This window comes from Streptomyces lasalocidi, from assembly GCF_005280215.1.
Lineage (GTDB): Bacteria > Actinomycetota > Actinomycetes > Streptomycetales > Streptomycetaceae > Streptomyces > Streptomyces longwoodensis.
Window position 1 is genome coordinate 598,526 of sequence record NZ_SZNQ01000001.1, and the last position, 19,878, is coordinate 618,403.

The 19,878-nt window shown below is 73.9% G+C and carries 22 protein-coding genes and 1 pseudogene; 16 read left to right on the forward strand and 7 right to left on the reverse strand.

Features of this window, described 5'->3' with window-relative positions; genetic code table 11:
* Positions 1-91 precede the first annotated feature (91 nt).
* Positions 92-1,216, reverse strand: coding sequence for a MerR family transcriptional regulator (locus E4U91_RS02455; protein WP_137304992.1), 1,125 nt, complete (start codon positions 1,214-1,216; stop codon positions 92-94).
* Between the two features lie 147 nt (positions 1,217-1,363).
* Here E4U91_RS02455 and E4U91_RS02460 point away from each other — a divergent pair, with 147 nt between their 5' ends.
* From E4U91_RS02460 to E4U91_RS02475, 4 genes are all read left to right on the forward strand, one after another.
* A complete protein-coding gene (locus tag E4U91_RS02460; protein ID WP_241678486.1) occupies positions 1,364-1,885 on the forward strand; it encodes a sigma-70 family RNA polymerase sigma factor in 522 nt (173 codons plus the stop codon).
* A 196-nt stretch (positions 1,886-2,081) separates the two neighbouring features.
* Positions 2,082-2,522 (forward strand): ATP-binding protein, encoded by a 441-nt coding sequence (locus E4U91_RS02465; RefSeq protein ID WP_241678487.1) that lies wholly within the window; start codon positions 2,082-2,084, stop codon positions 2,520-2,522.
* A gap of 176 nt (positions 2,523-2,698) precedes the next feature.
* Positions 2,699-4,159, forward strand: a complete 1,461-nt coding sequence (locus E4U91_RS02470; RefSeq protein WP_241678488.1) for a PP2C family protein-serine/threonine phosphatase — start codon at positions 2,699-2,701, stop codon at positions 4,157-4,159.
* Positions 4,160-4,164: 5 nt separating this feature from the next.
* Positions 4,165-4,533: an STAS domain-containing protein gene (locus tag E4U91_RS02475; RefSeq protein ID WP_137304994.1), complete on the forward strand. Its 369-nt coding sequence runs from the start codon at positions 4,165-4,167 to the stop codon at positions 4,531-4,533.
* A 129-nt stretch (positions 4,534-4,662) separates the two neighbouring features.
* Here the strand turns inward: E4U91_RS02475 and E4U91_RS02480 are convergent, their stop codons facing one another.
* Together E4U91_RS02480 and E4U91_RS02485 are read right to left on the reverse strand one after the other, a co-directional pair.
* Positions 4,663-5,595, reverse strand: a complete 933-nt coding sequence (locus E4U91_RS02480) for an anti-sigma factor RsbA family regulatory protein (protein WP_137304995.1) — start codon at positions 5,593-5,595, stop codon at positions 4,663-4,665.
* A complete protein-coding gene (locus tag E4U91_RS02485; RefSeq protein ID WP_241678489.1) occupies positions 5,595-5,948 on the reverse strand; it encodes an STAS domain-containing protein in 354 nt (117 codons plus the stop codon). The genes E4U91_RS02480 and E4U91_RS02485 overlap by 1 nt, the downstream gene beginning before the upstream one ends.
* Before the next feature lie 179 nt (positions 5,949-6,127).
* Between E4U91_RS02485 and E4U91_RS02490 the strand changes: the two genes are divergently transcribed.
* Positions 6,128-6,646, forward strand: coding sequence for a GNAT family N-acetyltransferase (locus tag E4U91_RS02490; RefSeq protein WP_241678816.1), 519 nt, complete (start codon positions 6,128-6,130; stop codon positions 6,644-6,646).
* Positions 6,647-6,651: 5 nt separating this feature from the next.
* On the opposite strand, the gene E4U91_RS02495 is transcribed toward E4U91_RS02490, so the two are convergent.
* Positions 6,652-7,335, reverse strand: coding sequence for an NADPH-dependent F420 reductase (locus E4U91_RS02495; protein WP_137304996.1), 684 nt, complete (start codon positions 7,333-7,335; stop codon positions 6,652-6,654).
* A gap of 74 nt (positions 7,336-7,409) precedes the next feature.
* Here E4U91_RS02495 and E4U91_RS02500 point away from each other — a divergent pair, with 74 nt between their 5' ends.
* On the forward strand, positions 7,410-7,784 hold the full coding sequence (locus tag E4U91_RS02500) for a winged helix-turn-helix transcriptional regulator (protein ID WP_137304997.1): 375 nt from the start codon (positions 7,410-7,412) through the stop codon (positions 7,782-7,784).
* On the opposite strand, the pseudogene E4U91_RS39885 reads toward E4U91_RS02500, so the two are convergent.
* Positions 7,785-8,132, reverse strand: a pseudogene (locus tag E4U91_RS39885) (transposase); the annotation flags it as partial.
* Between the two features lie 151 nt (positions 8,133-8,283).
* Here E4U91_RS39885 and E4U91_RS02510 point away from each other — a divergent pair.
* The 3 genes from E4U91_RS02510 to E4U91_RS02520 all read left to right on the forward strand — a co-directional run bounded on the left by E4U91_RS02510 (position 8,284) and on the right by E4U91_RS02520 (position 11,312).
* The gene (locus E4U91_RS02510; protein WP_137304998.1) at positions 8,284-9,774 is read left to right on the forward strand and encodes an FAD-binding protein; all 1,491 of its coding nucleotides are present in this window, start codon (positions 8,284-8,286) and stop codon (positions 9,772-9,774) included.
* A gap of 179 nt (positions 9,775-9,953) precedes the next feature.
* On the forward strand, positions 9,954-10,481 hold the full coding sequence (locus E4U91_RS02515) for a hypothetical protein (RefSeq protein WP_404767389.1): 528 nt from the start codon (positions 9,954-9,956) through the stop codon (positions 10,479-10,481).
* Between the two features lie 156 nt (positions 10,482-10,637).
* Positions 10,638-11,312, forward strand: a complete 675-nt coding sequence (locus E4U91_RS02520) for a DUF4232 domain-containing protein (RefSeq protein WP_137304999.1) — start codon at positions 10,638-10,640, stop codon at positions 11,310-11,312.
* Here the strand turns inward: E4U91_RS02520 and E4U91_RS02525 are convergent.
* Positions 11,309-12,196 carry an oxygenase MpaB family protein gene (locus E4U91_RS02525; RefSeq protein ID WP_137305000.1) on the reverse strand — a complete coding sequence of 296 codons (888 nt, stop codon included), beginning with the start codon at positions 12,194-12,196 and terminating at the stop codon, positions 11,309-11,311. The two genes, E4U91_RS02520 and E4U91_RS02525, sit on opposite strands and share 4 nt — an antisense overlap.
* Positions 12,197-12,458: 262 nt before the next feature.
* On the opposite strand from E4U91_RS02525, the gene E4U91_RS02535 reads away from it, so the two are divergent.
* Both E4U91_RS02535 and E4U91_RS02540 read left to right on the forward strand, forming a co-directional pair.
* Positions 12,459-12,872, forward strand: a complete 414-nt coding sequence (locus E4U91_RS02535; RefSeq protein ID WP_137305002.1) for an SRPBCC family protein — start codon at positions 12,459-12,461, stop codon at positions 12,870-12,872.
* Positions 12,873-12,882: 10 nt separating this feature from the next.
* Positions 12,883-13,200 carry a hypothetical protein gene (locus tag E4U91_RS02540; protein ID WP_137305003.1) on the forward strand — a complete coding sequence of 106 codons (318 nt, stop codon included), beginning with the start codon at positions 12,883-12,885 and terminating at the stop codon, positions 13,198-13,200.
* Between the two features lie 27 nt (positions 13,201-13,227).
* Here E4U91_RS02540 and E4U91_RS02545 read toward each other — a convergent pair whose 3' ends face one another.
* Positions 13,228-15,345: a SpoIIE family protein phosphatase gene (locus tag E4U91_RS02545; protein ID WP_241678490.1), complete on the reverse strand. Its 2,118-nt coding sequence runs from the start codon at positions 15,343-15,345 to the stop codon at positions 13,228-13,230.
* 357 nt (positions 15,346-15,702) lie between these two features.
* On the opposite strand from E4U91_RS02545, the gene E4U91_RS02550 reads away from it, so the two are divergent.
* The 5 genes from E4U91_RS02550 to E4U91_RS02570 all read left to right on the forward strand — a co-directional run bounded on the left by E4U91_RS02550 (position 15,703) and on the right by E4U91_RS02570 (position 19,803).
* Entirely contained in the window at positions 15,703-15,888 is a 186-nt protein-coding gene (locus E4U91_RS02550) for a hypothetical protein (RefSeq protein ID WP_067228308.1), read from the forward strand.
* Between the two features lie 21 nt (positions 15,889-15,909).
* Positions 15,910-16,629 carry a hypothetical protein gene (locus tag E4U91_RS02555; RefSeq protein WP_137305004.1) on the forward strand — a complete coding sequence of 240 codons (720 nt, stop codon included), beginning with the start codon at positions 15,910-15,912 and terminating at the stop codon, positions 16,627-16,629.
* 83 nt (positions 16,630-16,712) lie between these two features.
* Positions 16,713-17,804, forward strand: a complete 1,092-nt coding sequence (locus E4U91_RS02560; protein ID WP_241678817.1) for a DUF6895 family protein — start codon at positions 16,713-16,715, stop codon at positions 17,802-17,804.
* Positions 17,801-18,721 carry a DUF6895 family protein gene (locus E4U91_RS02565; RefSeq protein WP_137305005.1) on the forward strand — a complete coding sequence of 307 codons (921 nt, stop codon included), beginning with the start codon at positions 17,801-17,803 and terminating at the stop codon, positions 18,719-18,721. Before E4U91_RS02560 ends, E4U91_RS02565 begins: the two co-directional genes overlap by 4 nt.
* The gene (locus E4U91_RS02570) at positions 18,718-19,803 is read left to right on the forward strand and encodes a serine hydrolase domain-containing protein (RefSeq protein ID WP_137305006.1); all 1,086 of its coding nucleotides are present in this window, start codon (positions 18,718-18,720) and stop codon (positions 19,801-19,803) included. The genes E4U91_RS02565 and E4U91_RS02570 overlap by 4 nt, the downstream gene beginning before the upstream one ends.
* Positions 19,804-19,878: the final 75 nt, after the last annotated feature.

Genomic DNA, 19,878 nt, shown 5'->3' on the forward strand with positions numbered 1-19,878 from the left:
CTTTCCGGGTGGAGCGGGACGCTTGACGGGTGGAGCGGGACGCTTCTTGAGCTGAGCGGCATGCTTCCCGGGTGAAGTGGGGCGGGCCCGCTCAGTGGCCGCGGGCGGGGGGACGCGCACCGTCCTCGCAGAGGCGGCCGAGCGTGTCCACCGCCTCGCGCAGCCCCGAGCAGCGCGGGAAGCCGGCCGACGCCCGCCGGTCCCAGCCGGGGCCGGCGGGCAACACCGTGGGCCGCCTGCGGGCGCCCGCGGCGCCCCACTCCAGGCCGGCGACGTGCCGGGCCAGCGGCAGGGACGCGGTGGAACGGGTCTGCGCCCACAGCACCACGGCGGCCGGGCCGGTGCGCCGCACGCACGCCAGGAGGGCCTCCGTCGGCACCGCGGCGCCGAGGGTCCGCGTCGGCAGCCCCCGCTCGGCCAGGGCCGCGGTCAGCACCTCCAGCGGCAGCGAGTGCTGCTCGCCCGGTGTGCAGGCCAGCACGACGGGCGCCGCCCCCGTCACCGGGTCCCGGCGCGGGAAGAGGAAGGGCACGCCGCGCAGGGTGCTGGAGATGTGCCAGGAGAGCAGGTGCTCGACCTCCACGTACCGGTCGCCGGACGATTCCCACTTGCGGCCGACCGCGCGCAGCGTCGGCACCATGACCTCCTCCCAGGCCACCACGAGGCCGTGCCGGTCGACCGCGTCGAGCAGGCGCTGCTCCAGCTCCGGGGCGTCCAGGCGCACCGCGGCCCGGGCGAGGCCCCGGCACTCCTGCCGGACGTCGCCGCCCAGCGGCAGCCCGCCACCGGCACCGCCGCGCCGGGCGGGGGGCCGGGGGCCGGGTTCGGGTCGGGGATCGGTGGCTCCGGGGTCGGCGGCGTCCTCCGCCTCGCCATCGACATCGCCATCGGCCCGGGGCGGGGCCGGGGGCGCGGACGCACGGGGAGACGCGGGGTCGGTCGTCGGGGTGGTCGGGTGGTGGCGCAGGCGGGCCACCCGGGCCGCCTCGGCGGGGGGCGCCCCGGCGGAGGTCAGGCGGCACATGTCCTCCACCATGGCGATGTCCGCGGGGCTCCAGCGGCGGTGCCGGCCCTCCGCGCGCACCGCGGGTCCGAGGCCGTAGCGGCGGTCCCAGGACCGCAGGGTGGTCGGCGAGACGCCGAGCCGCCGGGCGACCGCGCCCGTGGTCAGCCCCGCCGCGTCGGCCGTGGCCTCCGGCTCGTCCAAGACGGCCATCGCGGTCTCCCTCCTCAGGTCCTCACGCTCCCTCCAGCTTATACGACGCACAATCGGTGCAAGTTGTTTCGCCGTCTCGCGCGGCCCAGGCTGGACGGCACACCGGGGGCAGTGGCCCGGAGGGTGTTCCGCAGAGGAGGCGTCGACGTGGACCGGTTGACCGACGACTGGGCCGTGCTGCACCAGCGGTGGGCGGGGCTCGTGTACGGGCTGGCCCGGCAGTCCCTCGGGGATCCGCGGGACGCGGAGGACGTGACCCAGCAGGTGTTCGCCGCCGCCTGGCGCGGCCGCGCCGGGTACGCCCCGGAGCGCGGGTCGTACGCCGCCTGGCTGGTGGGCATCACGCGCCGCACGGTGGCGGACGCGCTGACGGCCCGCGCGCGCCGGGCCGAACTGACTGCGGCGGCGGCCCGGTTGCCGTCGGCCCGGCACGCCCCGGCCGGGAGTGACCCCGAGGCGGCGCTCGACCGCGTGGTCGTCGGGCGGGCCCTGGACGGGCTCACCGCACCGCAGCAGCAGGTGCTGCGGCTGGCCTTCTACCAGGACCTGACCCAGACCCAGATCGCCCGGGTCACGGGCTGGCCGCTGGGCACGGTCAAGAGCCACGCGCGCCGCGGCCTGGAGCGCCTGCGCGACTCCCTCCGGGAGGACGACCTGCTCGCGGCGTGAGGCGCGCGGAATCGATGCGACTGCTGTCATAAGCCCGCCGCACCGGATCCGGTGCCTAGATCATGGGTCACTGGGGATGGTGTGATGCGGTCGCAGTCAGGACGTTCACCGCCTCCGGGTGGCAAAGCAGCCCTTGCGGGGTACACGTACTCGGCAGTGATCACACTCCGCGGACGAGATGGGTGAGGAGACGCCGGTGAGCGACCATCCCTTCATCGACGTTCCTCTGCCCGCCAGGCCGGGTGTCCTGCTGCACCGGCGTGCCGACTACGACAACACCCCCGACAGCATCGGGATCGCCCGCGATCTCACCCATGACTTCCTGGCGGACATCTCCCGCCGCACCGGCGTGCTGTCGGACCGGACCGCCGGCGACGTCATGCTCGTCGTCAGTGAGCTGATCACCAACGCCGCACGTCACGACGGCGGTCCCCGGCTGCTCGACCTCACCTGCACCCAGCACGAAGTGGAGGTGACCGTCTGGGACACCAGCGCTCAGCTCCCCACACGCCTGCCCCGCGACCCCCACCGCATCGGCGGCCACGGCATCGAAATCGTGGCGGCCCTGTGTTCACGGTTCCGAGCAGAGCGCGTACCGGGCGGCAAACGCGTCCACGCCTGCATCCCCCTGGCGTGACCTCGGCCGCGTTATGAGGCGGTGGCGGCGTGGACCGTCCCAGGTGCAGCGCTCGCGCGAAGACCTGATCCTGTGCGGTGCCACCCGATGGCCTCCGCCCACGCGTTCCCCCGTAGGCTTCCCACTGCCCCGCGCCACGATCGGTGGCTGCGGAAGGTCAAGGAGGTGGAAGGCCGATGCCCGAACAGGCTTCGGCATCCGAGGGCGGCGCTGCTGACAAGCGCCTGCATCTGGTGCCCGATGAGGTCGCCGAGGTCGGCCGGATGGAGGCGGTGCGCCGTTACGACATCCTCGACACCCCGCCCGACGGCGCGTTCGACCGGGTGGCTGCGCTGGCAGCCCGCCTGTTCGACGTCCCTGTGGCGACGGTGACGATCGTGGACGAGGACCGGATCTGGTTCAAGGCCGCGCACGGCCTGGACGGTGTCAGCGAGATCGGGCGGGACCCGGGCCTGTGCGGCTCCGCGGTCCTGCGGGACGATGCGCTGGTCATTCCCGACACCCTGCTCGACGACGTCGCCTGCGGCAACCCGCTGGTCACCGGGCCGCTCGGCGTGCGGTTCTACGCCGCCGCGCCGATCACCACGACGGACGGGCACAAGCTGGGCACGGTCAACGTCCTGGACACCAAGCCCCGCTCCATCACCTCCGAACAGACCGCCACGCTGACCGACTTGGCCGCGATCGTGATGGACGAGATGGAGCTGCGCCTGTCCGCGCTGCGCACCGTGCGCCAGGAGCAGCAGTCCGCCGAGGCCGAGCGGGCGGCCCGGGAGCAGGCGGAGAGGGACAAGGCGGCGATCGCCTCTTTCGCCTCCACCTTGCAGCGCACCTTGTTGCCGCCGGCGCTGCCGACCGTGCCCGGCCTGGAGCTGGCCTGTCACTATCACACCGCGTCCGTGCACGACGTGGGTGGCGACTTCTATGACGTGTTCCCCCTGTCCGCCGGGAAGTGGGGACTGTTCCTGGGGGACGTGTGCGGCAAGGGCGCCGAGGCGGCCACCATCACCTCCCTCGTCCGCTACACCCTGCGGGCCTCGGCCCAGCACACGGACGATCCCGTCGCGGTACTCGGGGCCCTGAACAGCGCCCTGCTGACCGATGTGTGGGCAGGCAGCCGGTTCTGCACAGCCTTCTTCGCCACCCTCGCCCCCGATCCGGCCGGGGGCTTCACCGTGGCGCTGGCCACCGGTGGGCACCCCCCGGCCTACCACCTCAGCCCCGCCCCGCCCGAAGCCGGGGCCGCCCCGCACACGCGGGTGGCAGCGGTCCGTCCCCAGGGCGGCATGCTCATCGGCGCCTTCCCCGGCGCCCGCTTCGCGTCCACCACCCTTCACCTCGCCCCGGGCCAGGCCCTGCTCCTCTACACCGACGGTCTGACCGAGGCCCAGACCAGCACCGGCACCATGCTCGGTGACGAGGGCCTGACGGCCTTCCTCAGCGCTCGTCCGGCCTTGTGCGGGGCGGCGCAGTTGGTCCAGGACACCGTCGGTCTGCTGGACGCCCTGCCCGAGGGCGCGAGTGACGACGTCGCCCTGCTGGCTCTGTCGGTTCCCGCTCCTGACCGGCCCGTCGCTGCGACAGGGGCCGGATTCACCGCCCACACCACCGCCGCGCCCGCCGGCGAGGAGCACTGACCGCCATGGCCGACGACATCGAGCTGACCCTGACCGCCACCCCCGGTCCCGCAGCGGTCGCCAGCGTTTCCGGCGAGATCGACCTGCATACCGCACCCGGCTTCCGCACCCGCGTGCTGGCGCTGATCGACCAGGGCGACCACCACTTGATCCTGGATCTGTCGGGTGTGAGTTTCTGTGATTCCGCCGGCCTCGGCGCACTGATCGGCATCTGGCACGGCGCCCAGGAAGCGGGCGGCTCCCTGGCCCTGGCCGCCGTCCCCGACCGGCTGATGCGCATGCTCACCCTCACCGGAGTGGACAGCCTGCTGCCCCATTACCCGAGCACCGCCGATGCGCTCAGCGCCCACCAGGGTGCCCCCGACGCCGTCTGAACCGCGCCTTCGCCCGCCTCTCGCGCCGCCAGTGCTGGAGCGGGGAGAGCCGGTGGGTCTTCGCCGAGGCAAGCGGACCCGTCCACGCCTCCCGCCCTGCCCCGCCCCGCCCCGCCCCGTCCAGGAACGTCACAAGCTGAGGTAGAAGCGCACAGTCGTGCCGTCGTCGCCGGTGTGCAGCCGTACGAGGTCGGCCACGTAGTGGACCAGCAGCAGGCCCCGGCCCCCCGGTCGGCCGTGCTCCGGGGGGCGGCGGCCGGCCAGTGGATCGGTCAGTCGGCCCGCATCGCGGACCTCGCACACCAACTGCCCCTGCTCGGCCCAGACGGCGAGTGTCCCGCGGCCTCCGCCGTGGACCACGCTGTTGGTCGTCAGCTCCGCGACCGCCAGCTCCACATCCATCAGCCGGTCCCCGGCCAGGCCGAGCCGCTTCGCCTGAGCCAGAGCGAACCGGCGGACCGACGGAAGCTCATCAGCACCGTAGGAGAAGGCTGCGGCGTCCGGTACCGGCGCCAACTCCTGGTTGTACCGATCGACGACCGCCTGCCAGTCGTACGTGGGGCTGACCGACTCACGGCCCTCCCCGCTGATGAAGGTCGGGTGGGTGACCCGCGCATCGGCGATCACGTGCGGGTCCAGCCGCCACTCGTCGTAGGGGCACAGGATCGTCACCGCACGGCCCTCGAACGCGGCGTTGATCAGCGCCTCGTGCTGCGCGCACGCCGGGTACTCCACCGCGCTGCGGCCGGCCCAGATCGGCTCGCCGATGATCCGCACTCGTTCCTTCGGGTGGGCGTCGGCGAATCCGCGCAGCACCTTGGGGATGATTCGTCCCGGGTTGCGGCCGGCCTCGGTCATGTCCAGGAACAGGATGCCCTCGGCGTCCCCGCCCAGCCCTGACCTGATCAGCTCCAGGTGGGGACCGGGCACCGCGACGGCCATCGGCTCGCCCCTGGTCAGACCCTCGCGCAGGAAGAACACCGTCTGCCGCATGTACTCCTGCTCAGTTCGGTAGAACAGGGCGGGGTGCAGGAACGCCCCCTGAGTGGTCACCGTGCTCATCACAGAGCCACCTCGATCCGGTCCAGGCCCGGCCAGAACATCTCCAGGACCCGCGGCAGCTGCGGCGGGGGATTTTCGACCACCACCCTACCGTCGGGCAGGTTCATGGCAGTGACCGCCAGCGCTGTCACCCCGGCCACGTCGACGAACGCCACGTCCGACAGCTCCACGTACGACACGCCCGCATGCCGCCGGGCCAGCTCGGACAGGGCCTGCTCCCAAGACGGGCGAGTGACGCCATTGATCTCACCGCGGGCGCGTATCCCGGCACGACCGCGCAACAGGCTCACCTCCAACGCGGCCCGCCCGGACTCCGCCGGTGCGGACCCGCCCACCGCGTGCGGGGCATCCACTCTCGGGCTCCTTCATATCAAGCCGCCCGCCGACCGACCCGGCCCAGGCAGCGGAAAAGCTCCTCCCAGCAGGGAGTGTATCCAGGCGGCTGCACTCGCTCCCTGATCGCTTCAGCAGCAGTGGCCCGTGATCCAGGAGTGCGGGCAGGGCAAATGGCTTTGCTCCCTGCTTGATCGGCATGGATGCTGGCTCGCCGGAGGTGCTGGAGATGGTCAGCGTTGTGTTGAAGCTGTCAGCCCGTGATCTGGTGCATGCGGACCTGACGTCGTGTCAGTGGGCAGGGTCCGACCACCACCTGGCCAACGTCGCAGAGCAGTTGGAACGTGTCCGGTCCGGCGAGGTCGACTACCTCGCGGTCTGTCCCGCAACGGACATCCCGGTGGCGAAAGGCGGTGTCGACTACCAAGTCAAAGAGGGGGTCGGCACTTTGTGGCAGCTGGCAGTCCACCCCGCATTGCAGTCGTGCGGGATCGGCACGTTCCTTGTTGCAGCCGCGGAACTGCGCATCCGGAACCGCGGCCTGAGGCAGGCAGAGCTCGCTGTGGAGGAAAACAACCCCCGGGCACGTGCGTTGTACGAAAGGCTGGGTTACGTCGCGTACGACCGTCGGCCGGACTCGTGGGACGAGCAAGCCCCTGATGGGTCCTTGCGCCGCTACGAGACGATGTGCACGCTCATGCGGAAGGAACTCACTTAGAACTCCTAACGAAAAGCCCCCTCGGTCTCTTCTGATTCCTCGTGTCTTGGTCCGGCGGCGTAGGCCAGCGGGGGTGCGATTGCTTGGGCATCGGCTCCCTCGCCGACCCAGAGCCCGATGAAGAGCGCGGCGGTCGCTTCCAGGAGTCCCGCTCGTTCGAGACCACCGCCGGCCACGGGTTCGCAGCCGGCATGCCGCACCAATTGGTGTACGAGCGCGAGGGCCGTTTCGTCGTCTCCGCAGACCGGAACGGCCAGTGGCCGCCCATCGAAGATGGGCGGCGACATGCGCCACACGTCCTCGTGGCAGAGATTGAACGCCTTGACCACATGCGTTCCCGGTGCCGCCGCGGCCAGTTGCTGCGCGGCCGAGAGGCCGCTCTGTGTCAGTAGCCGGAAGCCCGGACCGACCGGATTGGAGCAGTCGATCAGCACCTTGGTGTCCAGGGCCGTCCGCAGTTCCCGCGCCACGCTCGTCCCCGCGCCGAAGGGCAGCGCGGCCAGTACCACCTGGCCGAACTCGGCCGCCGCACGCAGACTGGCAGGCTTCGCGCTGCCTCCGAGGCGCGTCGCGAGCCGCTGTGCCTTGTGCACGTCCCGTCCTCCGATGGCCACGTCGTGCCCGGCCCGCACCCAGTGGGTGGCGAGCGCATCCGCCATGTTGCCCGTGCCCAGTACGCCGATTCTCATCACGCATTCCCTCCCAGGACCTGCTTGGACCGTTCGCAACGACGCTAGAGGGCCTGTCGGGCACCATTTGGTACGTGACGACCGACGCTTTCCTCGCCGACTGCCGTGCCCGCCTGGCCTTCGACCTCCTCTCCAACACCTGGAACGCCGTCGTGCTCTGGGCGCTGCGCGACGGTCCCAGACGCCCGGTCGAACTACGACGACAGATCGGGGGAATCAGCTCCAAGGTCCTCACCCAGACGCTGCGACGCTTGCAGTCCAACGGACTGGTGGACCGGCAGGCACACCCCGGAGCACCACCGCGCGTTGAGTACCAACTCACCACCCTGGGGCGCACTTTGCTGGGCCCTGTTGACGCTGTCGGAGCATGGGCCTTCGAGCATGGCGATGAGCTCTTGACCGCGCAGGAAGCCAACTGCACCGCCACCATCGAGTCCTCCTCGAAGTGAGCGCAGGCGCCGCCAGCAGATGAGTACGCATCCAAGGGTGACGAAGGCTTCGTGGATGTCATCGCGGATCTCCCAGCGGATCCGCAGACGGCGGAACCAGTGCAGATGGGCGAACGCGCGCTCGACGACCCAGCGTTGGGTGCCCAGGCCGGAGCCGTGCTCAGTACCGCGGCGGGCGATCTCCCAGGCGATCCCGGTGTGCAGTACGAACAGGATGCCCTGGAACACCAGCCGATCCGGATGCCGCTTGCGTCCCGGATGCCGTGTCCGCCGCTCGACCTCGGGAAGTACCGGCTCGATCACCGCCCACAACTCGTCGTCGACTTCCCACGGCTTCGCCCGAGTCACCTTTGCGAGGTCTCAGCGGACGCGGCAGCCCCCTGGCAGCGCACGCGATGTCCTGCAGACACTAGGACTTCGCTCGGCTGCCACGCCGCGACGCTGGATCCAGGGCGCGGTCGGCCGGCCCATTCGACACTCCTAGGGGGGAGTTGTGCGCATGTCCCGCACACCGTTCAGCAGACCCGGCCCGTCCAGACGCACCGTCCTGCGCGGGCTCACCGTCGCCGGGGCGACGGTCGTCGGGTTCGACGCCGGCACCCGGAGCCGGTCCGCGTCCGGCGAGGCGCGGACCGCCGGTCTCAGGGGGACGCCCCGGCTGGACGGGACGCTCGTCACGGACGACGCCTCGCTGACGGCCGCCTCCGACGACTACGGCCACCTCGTGCACCGGCGCCCGCTCGCCGTGCTGCGGCCGGGCTCCGTCCGCGACGTCGCCGCCATGGTCCGCTTCTGCGCCCGGCAGGGCATCCCGGTCGCCGCGCGCGGCCAGGGACACTCGCCGTCCGGGCAGGCGCAGGTCCGCGGCGGACTGGTCGTCGAGACGGCCCCGCTGGCCGCGATCGGCGCGCTCGCCCCGGACAGCGCCACGGTCACCGTCGGCGCGGGCGCCAGGTGGAGCGACGTCGTCCGGGCGACCCTCGCGCACGGCCTGACCCCGCCGGTCTTCACCGACTACCTCGAACTCTCCGTCGGCGGCACGCTGTCGGTCGGCGGCATCGGGGGCCAGGCGCACCGGTACGGCGTGCAGGTGGACAACGTCACCGCCCTGCGGGTCGTCACCGGGGCGGGCGAGCCGGTCCGCTGCTCCCCCACCCGGCGCCCCGACCTCTTCCACGCCGTCCTGGCGGGCCTCGGGCAGTGCGGCATCATCGTCGAGGCCACGCTGCGCCTGGTGCGGGCGCCCCGGACCGTGCGCCACTACCTGTTGACCTACGACGACCTGGGGACGTACGTCGAGGACCAGCGGGCCCTCGTCGAGGAGGACCGCTTCGACTACGTCGGGGGGCAGGTCTTCGCGGACGCCCGGGGGATGTTCCGGACGTACATGATGGAGGTCGTCGCCTACGGCCCGCCGGCCGGTCCCGAGCCCGATGACGCCGCGCTCCTGCGCGGACTGCGGCACGACCCGGCCCGTGCGCAGATCGCCGACCTGGACTACTACGCCTTCCTGGACCGGATCGCGCCCGCCGTCGCCGCCCTCAAGGAGTCGGGCGCCTGGACGTTCGCGCACCCCTGGCTCAACCTGTTGCTCCCGGGCGACCACGCCGCCGAGCTGAGCGCGCCCGTACTGGACGCCCTGACGCCGGCCACGCTGGGACCCGGCGTCATCCAGCTCTACCCGATCCGGCGCGACCGGCTCACCAGCCCGCTGTTCCGCACGCCCGACGACCCGGTGCCGTACCTCTTCGACGTCCTCGGCGCCGTCCCGCCCGACGACACCGCGGCCGTAGGGCGCGCGCTGGCCACGAACCGCGCCGCCTACGAGGCCGCCGCCGCGGTGGGCGGCACGCAGTACCCGGTGGGCTGCGTCCCCTTCGACCGGGCCGACTGGCGCACCCAGTTCGGCTCCGCTTGGCCGCAACTGGCCGCCGCCAAGCGGACGTACGACCCGCACGGCATCCTGACCCCGGGTCAGGGCATCTTCTGAGCCGGACGGAACGGGAATCCGGGGGATCCGGGGCACCGTCCCGGGTCCGCCCGCGGCCGGCCTGCCGACCGCCGTGTGCCGGACTCTGGCGGACGCGCGTAGAACTCGGGCATCATCGTCGCGCACCACCTGCACGGTCGCCCCACAGGTCGTCTGACTCACCGCAGGGAGGATCCCCCGTGAAGACCCTCTTGAAGGTCTTGCGCAGCGTCCGGACCCGATCGGTCCTGACCGCTCTCGCCCTCGTCGTCGCACCCGGTGCCGTCGTGATCGGCGGAGCCGGCGAGGCGTTCGCCGTCACCAAGATCAGTCACGCCACCGCGACCTCGATGTTCCGCGAGGTCGGCATCACCTGGTCGTCGTCCGGCAACTGCTCGGACCGCTACAACTCCACCTGTACGTCGTTCGAGCAGCTCAACCTCGCCACCGCCCAGGGCGCCCAGACCCTGAAGCGGGCCACCGGGTGCGCCCTGAACATCACCGGCGGGACCGAGACCGGCCACGCCTCGGGGACGTACTCGCACTGGAACGGCTACAAGCTCGACTACGGCAAGTCCACCTGCGTCACCAACTACATCAAGAACACCTTCACCTACATCGGGGTGCGCGGGGACGGCGCCCCGCAATGGCAGTCGGGCTCGGGCAACGTCTACGCCGACGAGGGCAACCATTGGGACGTCCTGTACTACAACTGCGGCGGCTGCTGACCCACGGCCGCCGCGGCCGGTGACGACGGCGGCGGCCGCGGGCGCCGAACGGTGATGGACTCGGCGAGATCCTGTCACCGGGCTGTGAAGAACCCGGAGGACGCTGGTGCCCAGTCCGGCGCGAACACGCGCCGCTCGCCCCGGGGGAAGCACACCATGAGCACCGTTCGCACCGCCGCCGTCGTCCTCGCCGCCGTCTCCGCCTTCGCCCTGTCCGCCTGCGGTCCGTCCGAGGACGGCGCCGCGGACACGGGGAGCGCCACACCGCCCGCCGGCGCCACGGCGTCCGGGACGCCGTCGACGCCCGCCGCCCCGCCGAAGGCCCCGTCGGCCTCCAGCACCCCGCCGGCCCCCTCGGCTCCCTCGGCGTCGGCGCCCGCCTCGGGTCCCTCGGCGTCGGCGACGGATGCCGACTACGACGTCTTCCCGTGCAGCACGTACGACGTGACGTTCTCCGCGCACCTGGCGGAGCCCACCACCAGCAGCTACCTGCTGAAGATCACCAACAAGAGCGGCAAGGCGTGCCGGGCCCTCGGCCACCCGGTCGTGACGTTCGGCGACCTGGACGGGCAGGCCACGCAGCGCGGCGAGGCCCCCGGCATCGAGGACGCGCTGCGGCTCGGGCCGGGCGAGTCCGCGTACGCCGGTCTCCTGGGCGGCGCCCACGACGGCACGGGCAAGACGGTGGGCTCGATCGCGCTGACCATGGACACCGAGTCCGACCTGGAGCAGAAGCCGCTGACCGCCTCCACACCGGGCCTGTACGTCTCCCCCACGGCGAACTCCGTGACCCCCTGGGTGGACAACGCGGAGGACGCCCTCAGTCTCTAGCTCTCCGTCTCCCCCACGGCCGCGCGCGTGGGCGAGAGGACCCAGCGCAGGCCCGCGGTCACGGCCGTGCCGAGGGGGCGGACGCACAGGTCCTCCGCGACGGGCAGCCGCGGCAGCCGCAGCTCGCGGGAGGCCCAGTCGGGCAGCAGGGAGACCGCGCCGGCGGCGAGGGCGCCGTAAGGCAGCCGGGCGACGAGGGGCACGGGCGGGTTGAGGAGGAGGTAGCGGGCCGTGCTGCGCGCCTCGGCCGTGGCCCGCAGTTCGCCGCGGTAGGCGGCCAGGCGCTCGGCGAGTCCGGCCCGGTCGGTCGGCGGGTCCGGGATGCCGAGCTCGCGGGCGATGCGCGCCATGTCGGCGACGTAGCCGTCGCAGCCCTCGTCGTCCAGGGGGTGCGCGCCGTAGCGCTGGTGGGCGCGCAGGAACGTGTCGACCTCGGCGACGTGGACCCAGCAGAGCAGGTGCGGGTCGGACGCGGCGTAGGGCAGGCCGTCGGCGGTGGTGCCCCGGACCGTCCCATGCACCGCGCTGACCCGCTCGCAGGCGGCCCGTGCGCTGTCGGCGGGGCCGTAGGTGGTGACGGCGAGGAAGGTGCTGGTGCGCTGCAGCCGCCCCCAGGGGTCGCCGCGGAAGCCGGAGTGGGCGGCGACCGCCGCCATGGCGAGGGGGTGCAGCGACTGGAGCAGCAGCGCGGACAGCCCGCCGATGAACATCGACGCGTCCCCGTGGACCCGCCGGACGGGACGGTCGGGGCCGAACCAGCGCGGGCCGGGGGTGCCGTGGATGCGGGCGCGGTTGCGGGGGCCGTCCGGGCCGGCCACCCGGGTGAAGATCGCGGCACCGATCCGGTCACGCACCGTCGACGCGCCCGGCGGCAGGAGATTCATGAGCGCTGCGGCCTCTCTTCCCCGTCGTCCCCCCGTCCTACCGTCTGCCCCGCTGCCGTCGGCCCGACACCTGGCGCCGGGCGGTGGGGCGCGGGGCGGGGGGCGCCGGGCGCGGGGCGGCGGGGCGCGGGGCGGCGGGGCGCGGGGCGGCGGGGCGCGGGGCGGCGGGGCGCGGGGCGGCGGGGCGCGGTAAGAAGATTGCGTCGGGCCGGCTCGGGCACGCGTGCGCTGTACGTCTCCCCGATCCGAGGACGGTGACGCGATGAGCGAGTACGAGCGCTCCCGCACGATGTCCGCCCAGCCCGAGCAGGTGTTCGACCAGGCGGCCCAGGTCGAGCAGATGGACACCTGGCTGCCCGACGCGCTGCACGTGCGGGCCGAGGACCCGCCGTCGGTCACGGTGCACGAGGACCGCACGGACGAGGACACCTCCGCCACCCTGCGGTCCCGGCCCGACCAGATGCGGATCGAGTGGGGCACCCGCGAGCGGGGCGGCTACACCGGGTGGCTCCAGGTCGCCGGGGTGGACAGCGGCGCCAGCGAGGTGATCGTGCACCTGTCGTTCTTCGACGACGCCCACGATCCCGGCGAGGACGCCGTTGGCGTCGCCCTGGACACCAGCCTGCGGCGCCTGGAGGAACAGGTGCGGCTGCGGGTCGACGGCGCGGCCGGGTGAGGTGCGGAGCGTGAGGAGCAAGGGACGCAGCAGGTCGTACGCCGTCGCTGCCTCCGGGCAGTGGACGGACGAGGAGGAGGGCCGCCGCCGGCTGCCCGCCGGGGAGGTGCACGCGTGGGAGCCGGGGCGCAACGAGACGGTCTGCGGGCTGTCCCTGAGCCGCTCCCGGCTGGTCCGCTTCGCGGGCGTCACCTGGACGGACACCTTCCCCGAGTCGGGCGGCGCGGCGGACCGGGTGCAGCGCCAGTGCCCGCGGTGCGCCTCGGTCGCGGGGCGCCGCGGGAGCGACGCGCGGCCGGCGTGGCACCGGACCAACCCCCGGCCTTGACCTCGGGAGGGCTGACCGGCGTGCCGGTCAGCCCTCCCGGTGCAGCAGCAGGAGCGCGATGTCGTCGGTGCGCTGGGCGGTCGTGCTGGTCCGGCTCAGCAGGACGTCGACGAGGCGGTCCAGGTCCCCGTCCTCGGCGTCGGCGAGGTGGCGGGCGAGCGCCGTGATGGAGTCCTCCAGGTCGGTGCCGGGAGTCTCGACGAGGCCGTCGGTGTAGAAGACCAGGGTCGCGCCCGGGACGAGCGCGAGGTCGGTGACGGGGAAGTCCGCGACCGGGTCGATGCCCAGCAGCGGCCCGGGCCGCAGGGGCACGGCCCGCGCGGTGCCGTCGGGAAGGCGCAGCACGGGCGGCGGGTGACCGGCCCCGGCGAGCGCGACGCGTCCCCGGGGAACGTCGACATGGGCGTACAGACAGCTGGTGAACAGGTCGGATCCGAGGTCCGTGAGCAGCCGGTTGGTGCGGAAGAGGACCTGGTCGGGTGTGGTGCCCGCGGTCGCGTGCGCGTGGACGGCGGTGCGGACCTGGCCCATGAGCGCGGCGGCGGCGACGTTGTGGCCCTGCACGTCGCCGATCACGGCCGCGGCGGCACCGTCTGCGAGCCGGATCAGGTCGTAGAAGTCGCCGCCGATGTCCATGCCGCGGGTGGCGGGCAGGTAGCGGGCGGCGACCCGCAGGCCGGCGAACTGCGGCAGGGCCGGGGGCAGGAGCGCCTGCTGCAGCCCATGGGCGAGCGCGTGCTTGGTGTCGTACAGGCGGGCCCGGTCCAGCGCCTGGGCGACCAGGCCCGCCAGTGAGGTCATGACGGCGCGCTCCTCGGCCGGGAAGTCGTGCGGCCGGTCGTAGGAGAGCACACAGATGCCGACCGGCCGGCCGGAGATGATCAGCGGCAGGAAGGCCCAGGCCTGTTTGCCGCTGACCTGCGGGGCGTCGGGGTAGATGCGCCGCATCTCCTCCGCGTCGTGGAAGAAGGCCGGGATGCCGCTGGCGAGGGCGCGGCCGGCCGGGGTGAAGGTGGTGTCCAGGGGCAGTCCGTCGAGCCGTTCGACGGAGCGCCGGCCGTAGCCGCGGTGCCCCATGATGCGCAGCCGGCCGGCGTCCGCGGAGGACAGCACCAGGCCCTGGGCGTCGAACGCGGGCATGATCTGGTCGGCGACCAGATCTATGACGTCCTGCACGCCGACGACCTCGGTCAGCGCGGCCGCCAGGTGCGTCAGCTGGTACAGCCGGCCCGCACGGGCGGGTGTGACGGCGCGACCGGACCGGAGGGGCGCCGCGGGGACGGGCGGTTGCACCGTGCCGCTGGGCACGATCCGGACGCTGATGCCGCTGGCGTCCGGGTAGAGGTGGAAGTCCAGCCACTGGCCCGGCGGGCGGCAGGCGGTGAACGACACGGGCTCCCGGCTGAGCACCGTGGCCCGGTAGCGGTCCTCGTAGGTGGGGTCGTCGAGCCAGCGCAGGGACTGCCAGGGCAGCGTGCCCAGCAGTTGCTCGGCGCCGAGGCCCAGGAGGTCCGCGGCCCCCGAGGTGACGTAGGTGAAGCGGCCCTCCAGGTCGAGGGCGCAGCTGCCGCCGGGCAGCCGTTCGGCGAAGTCGGCCGCGGCCATCGCCGGGCCCACCGACCGCCGTTCGTCGGCGACGGGGACGACCCGGGGGCCGCCGTCGCACACCGGGGCCCGGCCGCGCTCGAGGGCCTCCTCCAGCAGGCGGGCCAGGCGGCGGCAGCTGGACGCGATGTTGCCGCGCTCGCGGGCGGTCATGTACGGCGGGCGGGTGGCCGGCCACATCAGCAGCAGCGTCCCCCAGCGCCGCACGCCGGTGACCGGGGCGGCCGCCATGGCGAGCGGGTACGGCAGGGCCAGCGCGGTGCGCGGGTACCGGCGCGCCAGTTCCTCCTGGTCGCCCAGCCAGATCAGGCGGTCCTCCCGGGCCGCGTGGGCCACCGGGGCCGGCGAGTTGACGCGCACCCGGGCCCAGGGCGCGGCGAACTCGGCCGGGGCCCCGCACAGGGCGTCGATGCAGAGCATCTGCTCGTCCGGGGAGAGCAGGTACAGGGCGCCGATGGACGCCCCGGTACGGCGGACCGTCTCCGCGAGCGCCGCGTCCAGCTCCGGGCTCCCGCCGGCCCGGTCGGCCGAGCCGGTCACGGGAAGCCTCCCGCCGGACGGCCGGGGGTCGCGCGGCACCGCCGGCGGTCGCGCGCCGCTGCTCTGCCGTACCCGGCACCGTCCATACGGCGACGCTACGCCTGTGCGGGGGCACGGGCACACCGTCGTCGCCGCCGGGACCGACGGCCGGGTCGTGGCGGCGGTCCGGGCCCGCACCGCGCACGGTTCCGCATGTTGATTTCCGCATGGCGCAGCAATTACGGCGAGCAGCAATAACGTCGTGGGGACATTGAACAAGTAATCTCCGGCAATTCCGAATTCTCTGCATTATCCGGTCGCAATCGGACACTTAAAGAGTGAGCCCAACCGCAGCTCAATTACAGGGAGATGGTTGGTATGGCTTCCGCAGAGAAGACCGTCGAAGAAGTCCGCATCCGCGACGTCGACCTCGAGGCGGTACTCGACCCCGCCGAGGCGGACGGCGTCTACCGGGACAGCAGGGAATGCGCCGCGCTCGCCGTCGTGTCCGGCGGGGGCTCCGCACTCCTGTCGCCGCCGACACCGCGCCCGAAGAAGGGTTGACCGGTTGACGGGAGCGACCCCATGAAGCAGTCAGGTACTTCCGCCCTCCTGCAGGGCGCGGTGCAGGACCTCGCTTCGGGAGTGGCCTCCGCCCTTCGGGGCGGGGGCCACCCCTCGCGCGAGCCCCTGGACGCACCGCTCCGGCCGACGGGCGACCTCGACCTCGCGGCGGCCCGGGTCCTCGGGGCCGACCTGCTCCTGCCGGGCGTCCTGGACGGCACCCCGCCCGGCCCCCTCGAACTCGACCTGGCGCAGCGGGCGTTCGACGCCTACCCGCCGCCCGCGACGGCCGCGCCCACGGTGGCGTGGAGCCACTGGGCCCTCGGCCGCGCGCTGTACCGGGTGACCGGGCCGTCCGGGTCCGCCCCGGCGTCCGGGCGGGTCCCCGAGCCCGGCCGGGAACCCGACGCCTCCTGGCTGACGGGTGCGCCCTGGCCGTCGCTCACCCACCACCTCGCGGTCCTGGCCCCGCTGGCACTGCCCGGTGAGGACTGCGCGCTCGCCCGCGTCGCCCGGGGCCGCACCCTGGACGTCGCCCGGGGCTTCGTGCGCGCGGTCCGGCGCAGGGACTGGTACCAGGCGGCCGGCGCGGGCCGCTGGCTCGCGGTGCTGCCGGACGTGCCGCACACCCTCGGCCTGCCGGCCGGACTGGACTTCGTCGAACTCATGGGCGGCGACGACGCCCGCGTGCTGCTCCAGGTGCGCGCCGCGCGGCTGATCGGCAGCGGGGTGACCGTGTGACCGCGGCGGACGAGCGGCGGACCGCACCGGCGGATCCACGGGAGGCCGCCCCGTCGGACGTACGGGGGGCCGCCCCGGCCCAGATGCGGCAGAACGCCGCGCCGGGCGTGCAGGAGACCGCCCGGGCGGACGTACGGCACACCGTCAGGGCCGTCCAGGGGGCCGCGCTCGGCTGGCTCTCCCGCAACCGTGCCCACTTCGCGCTCGGGGACGACGCCCTGGCGCGGGACGGCCGGGTCGACGGCAGCTGGAAGCCGCTGGGCGAACTGGCCCAGGTGTGCGCCACCCTGTCCGTCCGCACGTCCCCGTCGGACCCGCTCCACGCGTGCGTGCGCGACCTGCTCGCCTTCGCCTGGCGGCAGACCGGGGAGGGCGCGCTGTTCTGCGAGGTGCAGCGGGCGGAGCCGTTCGCCACGTACCCGCTGGAGGTGTACGCCGCCTTCGCCTCGGCCGGACTGCGCCACCCCGGCTACGAACGGGCGGCGGCCACCGTGGCCGCGACCCGTGGCTGGCGGCTCACCGAGCAGCTCCCGACCCGCCGCCTGGGCGTGCTGTGCGCCGAGCGGCAGATCGGGCTCCGCCGGGACGACGACGAGCCGGCGCTCCTCGCGCGGACCTGGCTGGGCGGGCTGCCGGAGCCCTGGACGTTCGAGCGGGCCTCCGGCTACGCGCTCACCCACGTCGTGTTCCACCTGACCGACTGGGGCCGCGGCGGCCCGGACCTGCCCCCCGCGGTGGCCGAGCACCTGGCGCACTGGGCGCCGGCGTGGCTCGTGACGTGCCTGGAGGGCGGTCTGTGGGACCTCGCCTGCGAGGTGGCCGCCGTGGCGGCGGGCGTGCCGGCGGCCGGGACCGACGCCACGTTCGAGGCGGAGCTGGCCGGGGCCTGGGTGCGGATCGCCGGGGTGCAGTACGCCTCGGGTGCCCTGCCCGAGGAGGACGGCCGGGTCGCGGCGGAGGTCCCGCACGAGGAGACCGTCCCGCCGCGTGACGGCGCGTCGGCATGCGGCGCGTCGGGCTTCCGCCTCTGCTACCACTCCACCCTCATGGCCGCCTTCGCCGCCGGGCTGACCCTCGCCCGCTGGGACGACGCGGGCGTGCCGCGGGCGTACGGCGGCCGACGTGACGCCCCGGTGAAGACGCCGACAACGCCGACGACGGGAGGGACCGGATGACCGACACACGCCTCGTGCACACGGTGGGCGCGCGCGCCCTGGAGTGGCTGTGGGCGCACCGGGACGGCTTCCGGCTGGAGCCCGACGTGGACCCCGAGGTCGGCTTCCTGGAGCGGTTCAAGCCGGTCGGCGAGCTCGGCGTGATCTGCTCGGTGCTGTTCCGCGAGGGCGTCGCCGGGTCGCGCCAGGCCCAGCTGGCGCGCGGGCTGCTGGACCACGCCTGGCGGGAGGTCCTGGACGGCGGCCGGATGCTGCTGCGCGGCCAGCGCACGGAGCCGCTCTCACCGATCCCCTGGGAGGTGTACCTGCCGTTCAGGGAACTGGGGTACAGCCTGCCCGAGCTGGAGCGCCACGCCCTGCTCAACCACCGTCTGGACAGCTGGGCCGCCCTGGAGACGAAGCCGAACCGACGGCTCGGCCTGTCCGCGTTCCAGCGCCGGGCCGGGCTCACGCCGCGCCCCCACGAGCAGGAGGCGCTGGCGGCGACCTGGCTGGCGCGCACGCCCGAACCGTGGACGGTGGAGGGGCACATCGCCTACGACGTGACGCACACCGTCTTCCACCTCACCCGCTGGGGCGAGGACCCGGACGGGCTGCCCGCCCGCCTGGCCGACTACCTCGCGGCCTGGCTGCCCGTGTGGCTCGACGACTGGCGCGACCTGCGCCACTGGGACCTGCTGGGGGAACTGCTCGTCGTCGACGCCTGCCTGCCCCGGCCCACCTTCGACGAGGCCGCCTGGGAGGCATTCGCCGGGGCGCAGCAGCCGGACGGCGCCATGCCCGCGGTGCGCGACATGCCCGCCACGGACGACGCCCGCGACCTGTTCGACGTCGTCTACCACCCCACGCTGGTCGCGGCCTTCGCCTCCACGCTGGCCACGTCCAGGGCCCTGAGCGACCTGGCGCACGCGTCATGAGCGGCCGCACGGTCCTGTGGCCTGGCCAGGACCACGACCCGGAGCCCGCCCCGCCGCCCGGCGACCACGCCGTACCCGACGAAGGGGCGCTCGCGGAGCGGCTGACGGAGGCCGTGGAGGCGGCCGACGCCCCCGACGTCGTCTTCGCGCTGTCCCGGCACGGGCGACGGCTGGTGCGGTGCGGCGGCACCGCCCCTCCCCCGGCGCTGCCCCGGCAGGACCTGCGCTACGAGATCGGGTCGGCGACCAAGTCGTTCACGGGGCTGCTGCTGACCGAGCTGATCCGGCGCGGGGTCCTCACCGGCGGCGAGCGGGCCGTGCTCCTGCTGTCGCCGGAGAACGTCCCGCACGCGTCCCGCGCCACGCCGGCGCACCTCGTGACGCACACCGCCGGACTGCCCGGACTGCCGAGGGACTTCTACCGCCGGGGCCTGACCGCCTGGACCACCAATCCCTACTCCCGCTACCCGGCCGAGCGGGTCGTCGAGGCGTTCCTGCGGTACCGCCCGCGGCGCGAGCCCGGGACGCACTGGCACTACTCCAACTTCGGTTTCGCCGTCCTCGGCCACGTGCTGGGCGCGGCCACCGGAGTGCCCTGGGAGGACCTGGTCGCCGAGCACCTCCTCGGCCCGCTGGGGCTGACCGGCACCGCGCTGCGCCCCGGGGACACGGACCTCGACGCCACGGGCCGGCGCAAGGACGGGGTGACGCCGACGCCCGCCTTCGACGCGGGCGGCTTCCAGGCGGCCGGCGCGGTCCGCTCCACCCCGCACGACCTGCTCACGTTCCTGGAGGCCCACCTGCGGCCCGGCGGCACGCCGTTGGCGGGCGCGCTGCGGTCGGTGCGCCGGCCGGTGCTGCGGCGCGGCCGGGGGCACCTGGAGGAGCACACGGTGAGCTGGTTCCGGCACCCGGCCGGCGGCGGGCCGATGTACTTCCACAGCGGCGCGACCCTCGGCCAGCAGGCGTTCCTGGGCTTCCGGCCGGACGTCGGGACGGCCTTGGTGGCGGTGTGCACGCGCCGGTTCCGCGCCCGTGACCCGTTCGTCGCCACGGCGTACGGGCTGCTGGCGGACCTGTGAGCGGCGCCGTGCGGCAGGCGGGCCCCCGGCGGCCCCCCGGCGGGGCGGGGGGCCCCGGGCCGGCCCGCCGACGTG

Bases quoted from the DNA above. Each gene is read 5' to 3' on its own strand.
- E4U91_RS02570 (WP_137305006.1), top strand. From the start codon at position 18,718: ATGAGCGGCCGCACGGTCCTGTGGCCTGGCCAGGACCACGACCCGGAG.
- E4U91_RS02555 (WP_137305004.1), top strand. From the start codon at position 15,910: ATGAAGCAGTCAGGTACTTCCGCCCTCCTGCAGGGCGCGGTGCAGGAC.
- E4U91_RS02550 (WP_067228308.1), top strand. From the start codon at position 15,703: ATGGCTTCCGCAGAGAAGACCGTCGAAGAAGTCCGCATCCGCGACGTC.
- E4U91_RS02535 (WP_137305002.1), top strand. From the start codon at position 12,459: ATGAGCGAGTACGAGCGCTCCCGCACGATGTCCGCCCAGCCCGAGCAG.
- E4U91_RS02525 (WP_137305000.1), bottom strand. From the start codon at position 12,196: ATGAATCTCCTGCCGCCGGGCGCGTCGACGGTGCGTGACCGGATCGGT.
- E4U91_RS02560 (WP_241678817.1), top strand. From the start codon at position 16,713: ATGCGGCAGAACGCCGCGCCGGGCGTGCAGGAGACCGCCCGGGCGGAC.
- E4U91_RS02475 (WP_137304994.1), top strand. From the start codon at position 4,165: ATGGCCGACGACATCGAGCTGACCCTGACCGCCACCCCCGGTCCCGCA.
- E4U91_RS02495 (WP_137304996.1), bottom strand. From the start codon at position 7,335: ATGAGAATCGGCGTACTGGGCACGGGCAACATGGCGGATGCGCTCGCC.
- E4U91_RS02455 (WP_137304992.1), bottom strand. From the start codon at position 1,216: ATGGCCGTCTTGGACGAGCCGGAGGCCACGGCCGACGCGGCGGGGCTG.
- E4U91_RS02470 (WP_241678488.1), top strand. From the start codon at position 2,699: ATGCCCGAACAGGCTTCGGCATCCGAGGGCGGCGCTGCTGACAAGCGC.
- E4U91_RS02480 (WP_137304995.1), bottom strand. From the start codon at position 5,595: ATGAGCACGGTGACCACTCAGGGGGCGTTCCTGCACCCCGCCCTGTTC.
- E4U91_RS02510 (WP_137304998.1), top strand. From the start codon at position 8,284: ATGTCCCGCACACCGTTCAGCAGACCCGGCCCGTCCAGACGCACCGTC.
- E4U91_RS02520 (WP_137304999.1), top strand. From the start codon at position 10,638: ATGAGCACCGTTCGCACCGCCGCCGTCGTCCTCGCCGCCGTCTCCGCC.
- E4U91_RS02565 (WP_137305005.1), top strand. From the start codon at position 17,801: ATGACCGACACACGCCTCGTGCACACGGTGGGCGCGCGCGCCCTGGAG.
- E4U91_RS02490 (WP_241678816.1), top strand. From the start codon at position 6,128: ATGGATGCTGGCTCGCCGGAGGTGCTGGAGATGGTCAGCGTTGTGTTG.